Below are 14,786 nucleotides of genomic sequence, written 5' to 3'. Positions count from 1 at the left end.
GCACGGAAAAACATTTCTGCCGACTGATGGAGGCGCATATTCCGGTTTGCCGCTCCAGGGCCTCGGGTAGGAAATCCACATGGCCGAACAAATGGAAAGTCGGCCGCGGTTCCCCCTGCTCAATCCGAGAGACAACGGGCTGCAATCCACGATGGTGCGACATTCCACCTGCCAATCGCCCGCTGAATGCTCCTGGGAAGAAATCTTCCAGCATCAGGACCGCCTCATGCGGCTGGTTCGGCGAAGACTACCAAGTTTTCAGGACGCCGAGGACTGCGTTCAGGAAACCATGGCCCGGGCAGCCGCCCACGCCGCGTTGGACAGGAATCGACTGGGTGCCTTTCTGACGTCCGTGGCGCTTCGCCTCTGCATCGACTTCTACCGTGACATGGAGCGTCGCAGCAGACTCCTCCAGCGTGCGGCGCTCGCGGAACCCCCCGGTACGACCGAGGAGGACGTCTGCGACGAGGACTTCGGCAGATGGCTTCTGGGCCAGGTACAACACCTGCGGGGGCGGGAGCAGGAGGTCATACTCGCCCGCGCCAAGGGTATTTCCACTGCGGAGTTCGCCCGCATACACAACATCTCCGTCAAGGCGGCCGAAGCCGCCTTCACCAGGGGCCGCGCGCGATTGAAGAACGTCTGCGCGAAAGCCTTGGAAGGCTGCGCCCGATAACACCCGAAAACCGCACCTCTCCCATCGCAGAGAAACGGAAAGGGACCCCACTCATGGGCAACAGCAAGAACGTCCAGGACATCTTCAAGGATTTGGTCGGTGACATGACCGACAGCTGGAAGGATGCCTTCGACGACCTCCTGAACCGGGACGACGACTCGGGATCGTCGCGCGGCTCGGGATCGTCGCGCCGCTCCGACAACGCCGTCGACACACTGGCCGGGCTGCCCCCGAACGCCCTCGCCGCACTGGCCGGGGCCGTCAACCCGGCGACCGCGCTCGCGGGTGTCACCAATCCGCTGGCCGCCCTCGGCGGGGTCGGCGCGGCCGGCAACCCGCTCGCCGACCTCGCAGCGCAGAACCCCTGGCCGCGCTCACCGGTGCCGCGGGCGGCGGCAACCCGCTCGCGGCCGCGCTGGGCGGGGCGGGCAACCCCTGGCCGCGCTGGGCGGGGCGGCCAATCCGCTCGCCGCGGTCGGCGGCGCGGCCGGCGCGCTCGGCGGGCTCGGTCAGCTGGCCGGAGGCCTCGGACACGCGGCGAGCGGGGCGGGCGACCTGATGGCGCTCCCGTCCCAGCTCACCCAGCTGCTCCAGGTGCTGCCCAAGCTCCTCGAGGCGGTCCAGGGCCTGCAGAACCTGACCAACCTGCCGGCCCAGGCCGGTCAGCAGGGGCTGGCGGCCCTGCAAGGCCTGACCGGTCAGCAGGGGCAGGGCGGAAAGCCGTCCCCGGGCGGACAGTCCTCGACCTCGGGCTGACCGGCCGTGCCATCGTCCCGCCCGGCCGTCTCCGGGGTGCACGCCGACCGCCGTTCCGTACCCGGATCCCGATCTGAGGAGGATCACACACGATGACGTCCGTCGTCGGCGATCGGCTGCGTCTCGTGGTCAGGGTCCTGGGCAGCCTCGTGGCCGACGAGGTGGGACAGGCGACCCGGCTGCGGAGGCGTACGAAGCGGGACACGCGCTCCCCGGCGGAGGGCCTCGACGGCTCCGCCGGGTCCGCGGCCGAGGCCACCGCCGGGGCGGAGCAGCGCCGCGCCAAGGCGGTACGGCATGCCCTGGAGAGCCTCGGACCCTTCTATGTGAAACTCGGCCAGATCCTGTCCACCCGGCCCGACATGGTCCCCGAGTCCCTCCGGGACGAGCTGCAGAACCTGCACGACCAGGTCGACGTCCAGCCGTTCTCGGAGTTCGAGCCGGTACTGGCCCGGGACCTCGGGGCGGACTGGAAGCTGCGCTTCGACGACATCGAGACCGTCGCCCCGCTCGGGGCGGCGTCCCTGGCGCAGGTCTACCGCGTGACGCTGCCCGGCGGGCGCGCGGCCGTGGTGAAGATCCAGCGGCCCGGCATCCGCGAGGGCGTACTCGCGGACATGGCCCTGATGCGCCGGGCGTCGAAGATCGTGGCCCGCGTCGCCCCCCGGTTCAACGAGGTCATCGACATCGAGGCGATGCTCGGCTCGGTCTTCGACGCCATGGAGCCGGAGCTGGACTTCACCGGCGAGGCCCGCAACATGGACGAGGCCCGCGGGCAGGTCCGGTCGTTCCGTTCGCTGGAGGTGCCCCGGGTACTGCACGCCAGCCCCCGGGTCCTCGTCCAGTCGCTGGCCGACGGGAAGTCGGTGCGGCACGTCGACCGCGCCCACTTCACGGACGACGAGCGGGTGGAGATCGGCAAGGACCTGCTGCGGTTCATGTACCACGGGTACTTCGTCCATCGCTTCTTCCACGCCGACCCGCACGCCGGCAACGTCTTCGCCGCTCCCGGCGGACCCGCGACGCTGATCGACTGGGGCATGGTCGGCCGCCTGGACCGCAGGACCAGTCTTCAGCTGCTGCCGCTGTTCATGACCTTGGCGCAGAACGACGGGGCCGGGCTGGCGCAGCACTGGGCGGAGATGGGCCGTGTGACGCCGTGGGCCAACATGCCCGCGTTCGCCGCCGACATGGCCGCGTTCGTGCCCAAGGTCTCCCATCTCTCCCTGGAGGACATGAACTTCGGCGTGGCGCTCACCACCGTGCTGGCCAAGGCGACCAAGCGCGGGATCGGTTCGCCGCCGGCCGTCTCACTGCTGGGCAAGTCCTTCGCGAACCTCGACGGTTCGGTGCGGTGCCTGGCTCCCGAGATCACGTTGCCCGAGGTGTTCCAGGGGGAGGTGCCGAAGATCCTTTTCGCACTGGGCCGCGAGTTCCTCGGCCGCAACCAGTTCGCCCGGAACTCCATGGAGCTACTGCTGGCCGCCGTCACCAGTCCCGAACAGGTCCGGGGCGTCCTCTCCGACGTGGCCAACCGTCAGTTCGCACTGAACATCCACGAGCCGCGCACCCCCGCCGCGATGGGCGGCCAGCGGCCCACCCGCCCCTCCGGAAGCCTTCTCGCGCTGGGCGCCGCGGCCTTCCTGCTGGGCCGTCGCCGCTCCGGATGATCCGGGTCCGCACAGCCACCCCGCCCCACCTCAAGGAGATCCCATGCCGGAATCCACACGTCCGCAGTCACCGTTCGCGCCGGCCGCCGCGACCCCGCACGGCATTTCCCGCGCGGCGCTCTGGACGGCCGCCGCACACGCGGCGGAGAACCTCCGGCCCGCGCCGATCGTCCGCGACCCGTGGGCCGCCGACTTCCTCCACGCGGCCGGGTTCGACGGGGGCCCGCCCGGTGACGGGCCGCTGCAGCGCATGCTGCCCGACTATCAGGTGGTACGCACCCGCTTCTTCGACGACTACGCTCTCGCCGCGGCCCGTTCGGGCTGCCGCCAGGTGGTGCTGCTCGGCGCCGGTCTTGACACCCGTGCCTTCCGGCTCGACTGGCCGACCGGCGTGCACGTCTTCGAGGTGGAGGACGCGGCCGTACATGCCTTCAAGGAGTACGTACTGGACTGGAGCCGGCTCTCCTGCGGACGCCGCACCGCCGTCGAAGCCGACGGCACGGCATCCTGGCAAGAGGAACTCAGGGCGGCGGGATTCGACCCCGGCAGGCCCACCGCATGGCTCTGCGAGGCACCCCTGTACTTCCTTCCGCCCCCGGAGGTGGCGGCCGTCGTCGCCGCGATGACCGAACTCTCCGCCCCCGGCAGCATGTTCGGCGCCGAGTGCGTGAACTCCGCGACCACGTCCTCCCCGTTCGTCGCGCCCTTCATGGACGCCCTGTCGACGATCGGACTGGCCTGGAACTGGCAGATCGCCGATCCGGAGCGCTGGTGGGCCGAGCACGGCTGGGACGCGGCGGCCGCCGACCTGTACACGCTGCCGTACGCGGTCGAGCGCCTCTCCCCGTATCTGCCGCTGATCGGCACGGTGGCCGCGGAGAGCGTCTTCCTCACCACCGGGACGCTGCGCGGCACTCCCTGACACGGCACCACGCGCAGGCCCCGGACGGTGTGTCCGGGGCCTGCGCGTGGTGCCGTGGCTACGGCCGCTCCAGCTCCAGCAGCGCCGCGAGCCACAGGTCGGGGAGTTCGTCCGCGGTCGCCAGGGCCTCGTCGTGAACGACGGTCAGACACGCGGTGTCGTGCTGGCTCGTCAGCGTCGTCACACACCGGATGCCCGACGCGACGCCGGCGAAGACGGCCGCGCGGCGGGCCGCGACCCCCTGGTGGACCAGGGCCGTACCGAAGTTCACGCTGCTCACCGGGCCGGCCACGAACGCCCCGCGGACCAGGCGGGTGCCGACGCCGGCGCCGAGCGGCCGCGGGGAGGCGGACAGCAGCAGGCGCATGGCGTCGCGCCGCCGGCTCTCCCGCAGCCGGCCCGTGCGGGCGACGACCCGGGCCAGGGCCCGTTGGGGCGACTCCTCGTCGCAGGGCAGCAGGAGCCGGGCGGTGACCATGCGGTTGCCCGGGGCGTACTCCTCCCCCGGGGCCCGGACCGACATCGGGATCGACACGGGCAGCGGCGGATGGGCCGAGCCGGTGTCCTTCAGGTACCAGGTGCGGACGGCGTGGGACAGGGCAGCGAGATAGACGTCCGTGACCGTGCCGCCGTGGGCGCGGGCGATGGCGCGCAGCCGGGCCAGCGGGGTGTCGGCGTGGCAGACGTCGACGCGGCCCGTGGATTCTCCGTCGAACGCGGGTTTCGGGGTGGGCGCGCGGAAGGCGGCCAGCACCTCGCCCAGGGCGTCCGCGAGGCCGTGTGCGGTGGGCCGGGCGGGACGTTGTGGGGCCGGTGCGCCCTCGGGGTGGTCCCCGAGGAGAGCGCGGGCGGTGTAGGCGGCGCCCATGCCGTCCTGGAAGGTGTGGTCGGTCCGGTAGACCAGGGTGTGGCGGTCCGCCGGGCCGTGGACCAGCCACACGTCCCAGGGTGGCCGGTCGTCCGTGCTCATCGGCCGGGACAGCATCAGGCGGCTGGTCGCCGACCCGTCGGTGTCCTCGGGCAGCCACGCCTCGTGCACATGCCGGTCCACCGCGATCCGGTCCACTCGTCGGAACTTCTTGCGGTCCCGTGCGATGCGGTAGCGCAACGTCGGGACGCGGTGGACGCGTTCGGCGACCCGCGCGCGTACGGAGTCCAGGGTGGGGGCACGGCCTTCGAACCCGAACGTGAACGCGAGGGGCACCGGGTTGCCGCCCGTCGCCAGGTGGAAGGCGACATCTACGGTTCCCATGGACAGGGCCGACGGCAGACGGCCGTCCGTACCGAGGTGGGGTCGCATCGTGGAACCTCCTGGTCGGGTTCTGAGGGTGGTCTGTCGGGCTGCGAGACCGGGTCTGCGGAACTGGGGTACGGATACGGACCGCGCCCGCCGTCAGCAGGCATGCCGAGCGATTCGCCCCAGTGTGTCCACGTACGCCCGCAGCAGGGACCCAGCGGGTCCGCGTGCGGGCAGGCGCGGGGCCCGGGAACGGTGCCACGGGAGCGGTTCGCCGGGTTCCGGCTCACCCAGCAGGGCCGCGGCCACGTGCGCGCCGTGCGCCACGGACAGGGCGAGTCCGTGCCCGCAGCAGCCGCCGATGTACCAGACGTCGTCGAAGCCCGGTACCGGCCCCACCACCGGCAGATCGTCGCCCGTCATGCCGATGCGGCCGGACCAGCGGTGGGTGACCCTTACCCGGGCGAGGTCCGGATGCAGGGACCGCAGCCACCTCTCCAGCCAGGCCCAGGCACGTTCCCTGACGGCCTGGAGACGGGGAGCGCCGACACCCCCGGGGACCGTGGCGGTACCGCCGCCCGCCACCAGGCCCCGGTCCGGGAGCAGCCGGAAGTACGGCGCCATCGGTACGGCGTCGACGACCGAGTGTCCGGCGCGCCCGCCCAGTGCCTCGTAGGCCGGGGCGCTCAGCGGTTCGGTGGCGACGGCGTACACCTCGAGCGGCTGGACGGTGCCGACCGGCAGGTCCAGTGCCTGCGCGGCCGAGTTGACGGCGAGCACCGCCTGACCGGCGTAGAGCCTGCCGTGCGGGAGGACCAGCTCGGGGCCGACCAGATCGCCGGGGCGGAGGGCCAGCAGCGGGCTGCGGCCGTAGAACCGCACGCCCTTGTCGGCGCAGGCACGGGCGAGGGCGCAGGTCAGGGCGGCCGGGTCGAGGGTCGCGGCGGGGCGGTGCAGGAGTGCCGCCCGGTAGGGCACGCCGACCCGGTCGCGGATGCCGGCCGGGGTGAGGACGGGGACGTCCAGACCGAGTTCGCGGCAGGCGCGGGCCTGGCGGGCGAGTGCCACCAGGCCCGCGGACGACCGCGTGGCCACCAGTTGCTCGCCGGGCCGCAGCCCGCAGGGCACGTCGAGCCGGGCGCACAGGGCGAGGACGTCCCGCACCGCCCGCTCACTGGCCCGGTGCATCCTGCGCGCCGTCTGCGGACCGAAGCGGCGCACCGCGCGGTCGACCGCGGGGCCGGCCCGGGGGCCCAGCAGACCGGTGCCCCGGCCGCTGGCGCCGGCGGCCGGGTGCTCGGCGTCCACCACCGCGATGTCGAGCCCGGGGGCACGCTCCGCCAGGTGGTAGGCGCAGGACAGCCCGGCCAGCCCGGCCCCGACGACGGCCACGTCCGCGGTGACCACGCCGTGCAACTGGGGCTGCGTCGGCAGTTCCGCGGGGTCCCAGTACGGCGTTCCGGCCGGCAGCCTGGTCATCCTGCGGCGTCCGGCACCGGCTCGGTCAGCACACCGAACCGGCGGTCGTGCCACAGCAGCGGGCGTCCACCGCCCACGTGCACGGCGGCCACCCGGCCGACGACGAGGTGGTGGTCGCCGTAGCGGCGTACGTCCTCGGTCAGGCACACCGACCAGGCGAGCGCGCCGGCCAGCACGGGAACACCCAGCACCTGTCGGGTGTCGGTCCCGGCGAACCGCTCCGCCGCGGTCGTGGTGGGGGACGCGAACCGGCCCGCGAGCTCCTGCTGTTCCTCGCGCAGCAGGTGCACGGCGAAGGCCCGGCGGGCGCGGACTGCGGCGAGGGTGCGGGAGCCGTCGCGCAGACAGGCAAGGAGCAGCGGCGGGCGGGCGGAGAGCGAGGTGACGGCTGACACCGTCATACCCAGCGGGCCGTCCTCGCCGCGGGCGGTCACGACGGTCACGCCGGCGGCCAGCTTGGCGTACATCCCGAGGCAACGGGCAGCGCCGGGTCCCGGTTCCTCGTGCAGCGGCTCCGCGCGCGGCGGGTCGGCGACCGGCGGCGGGGCGCCCGCGACGGCCGCCCGGTCAGTCACCAGCCGCAGCCGCGCGCTCATCGATCACCTCCGCGCCCGCAAGGCCCCGCAGCACGCGGGCGATGTTGGTCCGCAGGGTCGACTCGGCCACCGGGTCGAGGATCTCGGCCATGGACGGGATGCCGAGGTCGAAGGCCGCGGTGTAGACGACGAGCGTGCCGCCGTCCCTCGCTTCGCAGCGCCAGCTCCCCTCGAAGGCCTGGAAGTCGCCGCTGAGCTGTTCGAAGGCGATGGAGTACGTCTCGGGCGAGTAGGTGTCGCGCTCCCGCCACCGCATCAGGCCGCCCCGGAACTCGACGGTCCAGTCCGAGACCGTGGAGCCGTCGGGCAGCGGAGGCTCGACGTGCACCTCGCGGAAGGTGTCGCTGTGCTCGGGATAGCGGCGGAAGTCGCTGATGCGGGCGTAGACGTCGGCGGGTGCCAGTCCGTCGGCGAGGGCGTGCAGGACCACGTGGCGCATGGGTCGTTCGGTTCCTTCCCGGAGGGTTTTCGGACGCTGGTGTCCGGAGCTGGTTGCTGGCGCCGGCGCCAGGAGCCGGTGTCAGCCGGTCATACGGTCGGCCGTGCCGCGCAGGGCCGCGCCGAGGGTGGTGAGGAACAGGTCGAGGGCGGAGTCTTCGACCAGGGCCGGCGGGGTCAGCCGCAGCACCCGGGTGGAGTTGAGGGAGTTGTTGACGAGCACACCGCGGGAGATCAGTTCCAGCAGGAGTTCGCCGACCGCCTGTTCTTCGGCGAACTCGATGCCGATCAGCAGACCCCGGCCGCGCACTTCGCGGACCAGTCCGCCCTGGTACGGCGCGCACACCTCCCGTACGGCGGTGAGGATGCGCGGGCCGAGCGCGGCGGCCCGGGCCACGGTGTCCTCCTCCTCCATGGCCCGTACCGTGGCGAGGGCGGCGGCGCAGGCGATCGGCGAGGCGCCGAAGGTGGAGGTGTGCAGGTAGGGGTCGCGGCTGAAGGGGGCGTATGCCTCCGCGGTGGCGACCATCGCGGCGACCGGTACGACACCGCCGCTGAGTCCCTTGCCGACGAGCAGCACGTCCGGACGCACGCCCTCGGCGTCGACGCCCCACCAGGTGCCCAGCCGTCCCATGCCGGTCTGGATCTCGTCGACGACCAGCAGGGCGCCGTACGCCTGGCACAGCGCCCGCACCTGGCCGAGGTAGCCGGGGCGGGGGATGCGTACGCCGCCCTCGCCCTGGACGGGTTCGACGATGACGCAGGCCCGGTCGCGGTGGGCGGCCAGCGCCTGTTCGAGGTCGGCCGGGTCGTCGTAGGCCACCTGGGTGACGTCCGGGAGCAGGGGCTGGAAGGGCGTCTGGTACGTGGCGTTGGCGGTGACGCTCAGCGCGCCGAGGGTCTTGCCGTGGAAGCCGCTGCGGGTGGTGATCACCGAGGTGAGTCCGTGGGCGCGGGCCAGTTTCAGGGCCGCCTCGGTGGCCTCGGCGCCGGAGTTGACGAAGTGGACGTAGTCGAGGCCGGGCGGGGTGTGGGCGGCCAGGGCCTGGGCGGCCCGGGCGGCGACGGGTTCGAGTAGGACGCGGCTGGCCAGCGGATGGGTGTCGATCTGCCGGTGCACCGCTTCGACGACGGCCGGGTGGCGGTGGCCCATGATGAAGACGCCGTAGCCGCCGAAGTCCAGGAAGCGGCGGCCGTCGTCGGTGTGGATCCAGACTCCCTCGGAGCGGACCTCGGCCATGCCGCCCATGACGCGGCCCATCACGGCACGGCCGGAGCCGATGTGCTTGAGGTAGAGGTCCACGACGTCGGGCCGGTCGGCCGGCGCGGCGGTTCCGGCGCGCGGCCCGGCAGCCTCGGAGTCGGACCCGGTAGTCCGGAGGCCGGAGGACGGGGCGGTGGTCCCGGTGGACGGGGGTGACATGGTCATGAAGCCACCTCCATGGGGGCGGTCGCGGCGGATCGGTTCCGTCCGAGCAGGCCGGCCCTGTCCCCGGCCCAGCTCTCGGCGTTGCGTACGAGCGCGGCCCGGATGTCGGTCCGGGTCGGGCGGGTGCCGCAGTCGGGTTCGCCGAGGGAGGTGTCGAAGGGCAGGTCCCGCTGGAACACCAGCAGCAGTTCCGCGTAGTACTCCAGGCGCCGCCGGAGGGACGCGGGCAGCGAGGTGTCCGCCGGCATGGGCAGGAGCATCCGGTGAACGGCATCGACGGGGATGAACCGGGGGCGCTGGGGCCGGGGCAGGCCGTGGCGTACGGCGACGTCCGCGCAGACGTCGGCGAACTCCCGCAGGCCAATGGCCTCCTTGCCGGCCGTCAGCCAGTACTCTCCGTCGGCCACACCGCCCCGGACCAGGTCGCCGATGGCCCGCGAGACATAGTCCCGGGGCACCATGTCGATCCGGGCCTCGGGGGCTCCGGGCAGCACCGGGGCCTGCCCCAGGACCATCGAGCCGATCATCCTGGTCAGCCCCCGCTGACCGGCGGTCCGCCCGCTGACGGAGTCACCCAAGACGACCGAGGGCCGGACGATGGCGCCGGGCACGCCCGCCTCGCGTGTCATCTGTTCGGCCCCGGCCGTGGAGTCGAGGTGGGCGGCCGCACCCGGGAAGCGCCGACGGTCCTCCTCGATGCGGGTGTTGGCCACGAACGCGGTACTCACCAGGTACAGCGGGGCGTCGGCCCGGGCCGCCAGGTCGAGCACGTTGTCGGCACCGCGCAGATTGGTGCGCGTGATCTCCTGTGGCGGGGTCCGCCAGTTGGTCTCGGCGGCGCAGTGCAGCACCACGTCCACCTCGAGGGCCAGTTCGTGCCAGGCCAGCGGGCTCAGGCCGAGCCGGGGAGCGACCAGGTCGCCCTGGAGCTCGCGCACCCGCGGATCGCGCAAGGGTGTGTCGCGGCGCAGGCACAGCAGGTCGAAGTCGGGTGAGAGCTCGTCGATCAGGGCACGTCCGAGCACTCCGGAACCGCCGGTGAGCAGCAGGGAGGGGCGGTCGAGTCGTCCCGTACGGCCGACGGGCAGGAGGGCGAGACGCTGGTTGTCTGACGGCATGGGGGGTGGGTTCTCCCAACGGGTCTCGGCCCACCGATGGACGGTGGGGGGCGCGGTCAGGCGATGGCGAGTGGCCGGTCCGCCAGGTACGCGGAGAACTGGGCGGTCATCCGGGGGCGCGACGGCGGGTGCAGGGAGAGTCCGTTGGCGCAGGCGGCCAGGTGGCCCACCTCGTCGGACGTCATGAAGTTGAGGCCGCCGAGGAGTTCGACCGCGCGCGGGACGACTCGGGCGATGGCGTCCTGGACGCCGTAGCGCACGTACAACGCCTGTGCGAGCGCCGACTCGTCGAGGTCACCGGCGTCGATACGCCGGGCCACGCTCTCGGCGGTGGCCATGGCGGCCTCGGTCTCGACGAAGAGGCGTACCCGCTCGTGCTCGGGGATGCGGTCGTTCAGCAGCACCCGCTCCACCAGCGCGCTCGCGGCGCCGAGGTAGCTGCCCGTCATCAGCGTCTGGAACCAGATCAGACCGGCCGTCTGGAGTTCGTCGAGCTGTTCACCGGAGGTGGTCCCGGTGCGCAGCAGGAGTTCCGGCGGTACGAGGACGTCGGTGAGCGTGACCTGTTCGCTCTCGGCCCCGGCGAGGAAGGCGCTGGACCAGAAGCCGCTGACGCTCATCCCCTCGCTCTCCGCGGGCACGACGGCCACGGCGAGTTCGTCGCCCTGCCCGTCCTCGCGCGGGATCAGCACGCTGGCGGTGAGCACGTCCATGGAGTGGGCCAGGCTGCACGGCCGTTTGACGCCGTTGATCCGGACGCCGTCCGCGGTCACCGTGGCGGTCACCGACGGGTCGAGGATGCCCGCGCCGCTGCGGCCCTCGGCGAAACCGGAGGCGATCACGCGGTTGGACGAGGCCACGCCCTCGATCAGCATCCACTCCAAGCCGTCGCCGAGGCCGCCGATCCCGACCAGGGTGGCCATGGAGAAGTGGTGCATGGTGGTGGCCACGGCCAGCGACGGCGAGCGGCTGCCGATGGCCCGCTGCACGCGCAGGGCGTCGAGCGCGGTGGCGCCCCGGCCCTGGTGGGCCTCGGGGACGAGCAGTCCTGGACCGCCGCTGTCCCGGAAGTGCCGGATGCCCGGGCTGCCCGGCCGCTCCAGCTCCATCAGCGGGGTCTCGTGCAGGGCGGGGTCCAGTTCGGGCAGCAGCTTCGCGAGGGTGGCGCGTTCACGCTCTAGGAATCTCATGGGCGTGCGGTCCTCCAGGGTGGGATGCATACGGAATCGGCGCGGCACTCGGGCGGCCGTGGACGCGGTGGCTCAGAGGGCGTTGGTGGCGCGCAGCAACTGCCAGACCGCGCCGGGGCGGGGCCTGCCGCGGAAGGCGATGTACTCCGGCAGGACCACGTGCGGGGCCCACTTCTGCTTGTACTCGAGCTGGGAGGCCGCCGGGTAGATCACGTCGCCGCGCTCGGCCAGGAGACGGGCGAACCGGGTGAACACACGGCTGGCACCGGGCAGTTCGTGCTCCGGGTCGAGCCCGGTGAACGGCGTGAAGCCGAAGTGCAGCCAGCCCGCTCCTTCGGCGGTCAGCCGTTCCATGACGGTGGCGTTGAGCGCCTCCATCACGCCGGGCGGAGCGTCGGGGCGGCGCCGGCTGAGGTCGTGCAGCCAGCCGGAGCGGCTGCCGTAGACCGGCGAGTAGTTGATGTAGCCGGCCGTCTCGCCGTCGATCCGGCCGACGAACAGCCGGCGGTGCCGCTGCAGGCTACCGTCGCGCTGGCCGACCAGGAAGCGCAGCTCCTTGACGTGCCGGCCCTTGTCCCGCAGCCAGCACTGGTCGATCCGGTCCAGTTCGGCGCAGTCGTCGCCAGCCACGACCTCGGCGACCTCCAGGCCCGCCCGCCGGGCGCGCGAGATCTTGTTCCGCAGCCGGACGAACCGTGAGCCGCGCAGCGTGAAACGGCTCAGGTCGACCGCGTACGACGCCCCGAGCTGGTTGACCGTGAAGCCGTGCGCCGCGTACAGCTCGGCGTCCGCCCGTTGCAGTTGCACGGCGACCAGACGGCGGCCGGCGTGGGCGGCGAACGCGTCCAGCAGGCGGGCACGGTGTTCCGGCGCGGTGAACGGGCCGCCGAATTGCAGTACGTAGCGGCCCGAGGTGCGATAGGCGCAGGCGCCGTCGAACCCGCCGTCGTGGAAGTACGCGTTGCCGCTGTTGAGGGCGAGAAAGGAACTGGGGTTGTCGCTGTGCGCGGCGAGTGTGTCAAGCACGGAGGGCATCGGCGTCCTCCACGGAAGTCCGCACGGCGGCGCTTTCACCGGAGTCCGCCGCCGAGTGGTACCGCTGCTCGAACCTGCGGAACTCCGGGGTGGTTTCCGGCTCGAAGGAGACACCGAAGGGTTTGAGGGAGTTCCCGAAGAGGGCCCGGTCGCCCATGAGGTGGATCGGGAGGGCCAGCAGCGCCCATTCCGGCCCGACGAACAGCGCCCACGCCCCGGCCATGACACCAGCTGTGACCAGGCTGTGCATGGTGTTGTAGGCCACGTAGCAGGCGCGCGGAACGTGTCCGTCCGGGCTGCGCCGGAAGGCGATCGCGCCGGGCAGGTATCCGACGACGTCGATCACCGCGAACAGCAGCACGAAGACGGCCCAGCGGATTTCCGCGAGATGCTGGAATGCGAGTACGACCGATACGGTGAGAAAGCCCAGCCATTCGAGTCGGGAGAGAGCGAAGGTGGTCTTCGTCTCGAAACGGTTCTTGGCGTCCACGGGCGCTCCTGGATTGCGCGTACGATTCCGGGGCGCGACCTCGGCCTGCCCCCTCGCTGTGGTCTGTCACTCCGGTTTACGCACCAGCGGGTCCAACCCCTCGTAAAGTGGAGACGATTGGGAAGACGTGGTGCGGACGTGATGTTCGGGGGGACTTCTTTCATGACGCCGTCGACCGGCCCGGGCGGCCCTCCTGGCGGCCCTCCGGGCTCCGCCGCCGGCAGTGCGGCCTGGGAGTTGCTGCTGCCCGCCGCCTCGGCTCCGGCACGCGCGCGTGGCCGCGCCTTGCAGGAGGCCCTGCGCGACGCGGTCCGCTCGGGCCGGCTCACGCCGGGCACCCGCCTCCCGTCCAGCCGGGACCTGGCGTCCGACCTCAAGGTGTCGCGGGGGCTGGTGACGGAGGCATACGAGCAGCTGACGGCCGAGGGCTATCTGCGCAGCGGGCGGGGCGCGGGGACGTGGGTGGGGGACGCCGTACGGGCCGCCCGTCCGCGCGCGCGTGATCTCGCCCCGCGCTCCCCCTCCGATCGCGTCGACTTCGTGCCGGGGACACCGGATCTGTCGCTCTTCCCGCGCTCGGCGTGGGCCGCCGCGCAGCGGGGCGTGCTGACGGAGCTGCCGCACGAGAGCCTCGGCTACCCCGACCCGCGCGGGCTGCCCCGGCTGCGGACCGCGCTGGCCGAGCTGCTCGCGCGGCGCCGGGGCGTGGTGGCCGACCCGGAACGGATCATGGTGGTCTCCGGCGTGGCACAGGCCACCTCGCTACTGGCGAGCGTGCTCCACGCGCGCGGGACGCGCACCGCCGGTGTCGAGGACCCCGGCAGCCCCCAGCACCACGCCCTGTACGCCGCGGCGGGCCTCGGCACCGTGCCCCTCTCCCTGGACGACGAGGGCCTCGCCACGGGCCCGCTGTACGCGTCGGGCGTCCGGCTCGTGGTGACGACACCGGCCCACCAGTTCCCCACCGGGATCGCCTACTCGGCGCGGCGGCGCGCCGAACTGCTCGACTGGGCACGGTCCGTGGACGGCCTCGTCCTGGAGGACGACTACGACGGCGACTTCCGCTACGACCGTGCCCCCGTGGGCGCGCTCCAGGGGCTCGATCCGGAACGCGTCGCCTACACGGGCTCGGTGAGCAAGTCCCTGGCGCCGGGGCTGCGGCTGGGCTGGCTGCTGGTGCCGGACTGGCTGGCGGACGACGTCGTCGAGCGCAAGCGGACCACCGACCTCGGGCACCCGGCCCTCGACCAGGCGCTCTTCGCCCGCTTCGTCGAGCGCGGCGACTACGACCGCCAGCTCCGCGTCTGCCAGCGCGCCTACCGGGAGCGCCGCGACGCCCTGGTCGCGGCGCTTGCGGAGCACTTCCCCGGCGCACGCGTCACCGGCATCGCCGCCGGGCTGCACGCCATCGCCACGCTTCCCGGGCGGCACGGTCCCGAGGAGCGCTTCCTCGCGCGCGTGACGGAGGCGGGCATCGCGGTGCGCCCGCTGTCGGCCTACGGGCCCGGCGGGGCGGCCGGAGCACGGGCGCAGGAGGTGCGGCTGGTCCTGGGGTACGCCCATCTGTCGCCGGGACGGATCCGGGCAGGGGTGGCGAGGATGGCACAGGCCGTGTGACGTGGCGCGTCTGCCTCGCGCGGGCGCACGGGCCCGAGGGTCGCGCGTCACTCGCTCGTCCGGGTTGTTCACCCGGAATTTCCGTGGGCGCCGCGCCGTGCCAGTAGGTCTGGCTCTGCACATGGCCCGAACG

General features: G+C 72.8%; 14 protein-coding genes. 5 read left to right on the top strand and 9 right to left on the bottom strand.

Going from position 1 to position 14,786, the window contains the following annotated elements:
- Window positions 1–79 precede the first annotated feature (79 nt).
- The 4 genes from Sru02f_RS13395 (at window position 80) to Sru02f_RS13380 (ending at window position 4,024) form a co-directional block, all read left to right on the top strand.
- Window positions 80–676 carry an RNA polymerase sigma factor gene (locus Sru02f_RS13395; protein ID WP_109030245.1) on the top strand — a complete coding sequence of 199 codons (597 nt, stop codon included), beginning with the start codon at window positions 80–82 and terminating at the stop codon, window positions 674–676.
- Window positions 677–1,234: 558 nt separating this feature from the next.
- Window positions 1,235–1,432, top strand: a complete 198-nt coding sequence (locus Sru02f_RS13390; protein WP_373103455.1) for a hypothetical protein — start codon at window positions 1,235–1,237, stop codon at window positions 1,430–1,432.
- Between the two features lie 92 nt (window positions 1,433–1,524).
- The gene (locus Sru02f_RS13385; protein WP_109030243.1) at window positions 1,525–3,102 is read left to right on the top strand and encodes an ABC1 kinase family protein; all 1,578 of its coding nucleotides are present in this window, start codon (window positions 1,525–1,527) and stop codon (window positions 3,100–3,102) included.
- 43 nt (window positions 3,103–3,145) lie between these two features.
- The gene (locus Sru02f_RS13380; RefSeq protein ID WP_109030242.1) at window positions 3,146–4,024 is read left to right on the top strand and encodes an SAM-dependent methyltransferase; all 879 of its coding nucleotides are present in this window, start codon (window positions 3,146–3,148) and stop codon (window positions 4,022–4,024) included.
- A gap of 58 nt (window positions 4,025–4,082) precedes the next feature.
- Here Sru02f_RS13380 and Sru02f_RS13375 read toward each other — a convergent pair whose 3' ends face one another.
- The 9 genes from Sru02f_RS13375 to Sru02f_RS13335 all read right to left on the bottom strand — a co-directional run bounded on the left by Sru02f_RS13375 (window position 4,083) and on the right by Sru02f_RS13335 (window position 13,036).
- Window positions 4,083–5,324, bottom strand: a complete 1,242-nt coding sequence (locus tag Sru02f_RS13375) for a wax ester/triacylglycerol synthase domain-containing protein (protein WP_109030241.1) — start codon at window positions 5,322–5,324, stop codon at window positions 4,083–4,085.
- A gap of 93 nt (window positions 5,325–5,417) precedes the next feature.
- A complete protein-coding gene (locus Sru02f_RS13370) occupies window positions 5,418–6,740 on the bottom strand; it encodes an NAD(P)/FAD-dependent oxidoreductase (RefSeq protein ID WP_109030240.1) in 1,323 nt (440 codons plus the stop codon).
- Window positions 6,737–7,336 carry a flavin reductase family protein gene (locus Sru02f_RS13365; RefSeq protein ID WP_174855018.1) on the bottom strand — a complete coding sequence of 200 codons (600 nt, stop codon included), beginning with the start codon at window positions 7,334–7,336 and terminating at the stop codon, window positions 6,737–6,739. The genes Sru02f_RS13370 and Sru02f_RS13365 overlap by 4 nt, the downstream gene beginning before the upstream one ends.
- Entirely contained in the window at window positions 7,308–7,775 is a 468-nt protein-coding gene (locus Sru02f_RS13360) for an aromatase/cyclase (protein WP_109030239.1), read from the bottom strand. Before Sru02f_RS13360 ends, Sru02f_RS13365 begins: the two co-directional genes overlap by 29 nt.
- A gap of 81 nt (window positions 7,776–7,856) precedes the next feature.
- Window positions 7,857–9,203, bottom strand: a complete 1,347-nt coding sequence (locus Sru02f_RS13355; protein ID WP_109030238.1) for an aspartate aminotransferase family protein — start codon at window positions 9,201–9,203, stop codon at window positions 7,857–7,859.
- Window positions 9,200–10,321, bottom strand: a complete 1,122-nt coding sequence (locus tag Sru02f_RS13350) for an SDR family oxidoreductase (protein ID WP_109030237.1) — start codon at window positions 10,319–10,321, stop codon at window positions 9,200–9,202. Before Sru02f_RS13350 ends, Sru02f_RS13355 begins: the two co-directional genes overlap by 4 nt.
- Before the next feature lie 56 nt (window positions 10,322–10,377).
- Window positions 10,378–11,511 (bottom strand): acyl-CoA dehydrogenase family protein, encoded by a 1,134-nt coding sequence (locus tag Sru02f_RS13345; RefSeq protein WP_109031400.1) that lies wholly within the window; start codon window positions 11,509–11,511, stop codon window positions 10,378–10,380.
- Window positions 11,512–11,583: 72 nt separating this feature from the next.
- Window positions 11,584–12,546: a bifunctional lysylphosphatidylglycerol flippase/synthetase MprF gene (locus Sru02f_RS13340; protein WP_109030236.1), complete on the bottom strand. Its 963-nt coding sequence runs from the start codon at window positions 12,544–12,546 to the stop codon at window positions 11,584–11,586.
- The gene (locus Sru02f_RS13335; protein ID WP_109030235.1) at window positions 12,530–13,036 is read right to left on the bottom strand and encodes a hypothetical protein; all 507 of its coding nucleotides are present in this window, start codon (window positions 13,034–13,036) and stop codon (window positions 12,530–12,532) included. Before Sru02f_RS13335 ends, Sru02f_RS13340 begins: the two co-directional genes overlap by 17 nt.
- Before the next feature lie 162 nt (window positions 13,037–13,198).
- On the opposite strand from Sru02f_RS13335, the gene pdxR reads away from it, so the two are divergent.
- Window positions 13,199–14,653, top strand: a complete 1,455-nt coding sequence (pdxR, locus tag Sru02f_RS13330) for a MocR-like pyridoxine biosynthesis transcription factor PdxR (protein ID WP_109030234.1) — start codon at window positions 13,199–13,201, stop codon at window positions 14,651–14,653.
- Window positions 14,654–14,786: the final 133 nt, after the last annotated feature.

The sequence above is a fragment of the Streptomyces rubrogriseus genome (assembly GCF_027947575.1).
GTDB classification, from domain to species: Bacteria; Actinomycetota; Actinomycetes; order Streptomycetales; family Streptomycetaceae; genus Streptomyces; species Streptomyces rubrogriseus.
The sequence above is the reverse complement of the archived record's forward strand: the minus strand, read 5'-3'. Positions and strand labels throughout refer to the sequence as shown.

Bases quoted from the DNA above. Each gene is read 5' to 3' on its own strand.
- Sru02f_RS13355 (WP_109030238.1), bottom strand. From the start codon at position 9,203: ATGACCATGTCACCCCCGTCCACCGGGACCACCGCCCCGTCCTCCGGC.
- Sru02f_RS13365 (WP_174855018.1), bottom strand. From the start codon at position 7,336: ATGAGCGCGCGGCTGCGGCTGGTGACTGACCGGGCGGCCGTCGCGGGC.
- pdxR (WP_109030234.1), top strand. From the start codon at position 13,199: ATGACGCCGTCGACCGGCCCGGGCGGCCCTCCTGGCGGCCCTCCGGGC.
- Sru02f_RS13345 (WP_109031400.1), bottom strand. From the start codon at position 11,511: ATGAGATTCCTAGAGCGTGAACGCGCCACCCTCGCGAAGCTGCTGCCC.
- Sru02f_RS13380 (WP_109030242.1), top strand. From the start codon at position 3,146: ATGCCGGAATCCACACGTCCGCAGTCACCGTTCGCGCCGGCCGCCGCG.
- Sru02f_RS13395 (WP_109030245.1), top strand. From the start codon at position 80: ATGGCCGAACAAATGGAAAGTCGGCCGCGGTTCCCCCTGCTCAATCCG.
- Sru02f_RS13385 (WP_109030243.1), top strand. From the start codon at position 1,525: ATGACGTCCGTCGTCGGCGATCGGCTGCGTCTCGTGGTCAGGGTCCTG.
- Sru02f_RS13375 (WP_109030241.1), bottom strand. From the start codon at position 5,324: ATGCGACCCCACCTCGGTACGGACGGCCGTCTGCCGTCGGCCCTGTCC.
- Sru02f_RS13370 (WP_109030240.1), bottom strand. From the start codon at position 6,740: ATGACCAGGCTGCCGGCCGGAACGCCGTACTGGGACCCCGCGGAACTG.
- Sru02f_RS13390 (WP_373103455.1), top strand. From the start codon at position 1,235: ATGGCGCTCCCGTCCCAGCTCACCCAGCTGCTCCAGGTGCTGCCCAAG.
- Sru02f_RS13350 (WP_109030237.1), bottom strand. From the start codon at position 10,321: ATGCCGTCAGACAACCAGCGTCTCGCCCTCCTGCCCGTCGGCCGTACG.
- Sru02f_RS13360 (WP_109030239.1), bottom strand. From the start codon at position 7,775: ATGCGCCACGTGGTCCTGCACGCCCTCGCCGACGGACTGGCACCCGCC.
- Sru02f_RS13340 (WP_109030236.1), bottom strand. From the start codon at position 12,546: ATGCCCTCCGTGCTTGACACACTCGCCGCGCACAGCGACAACCCCAGT.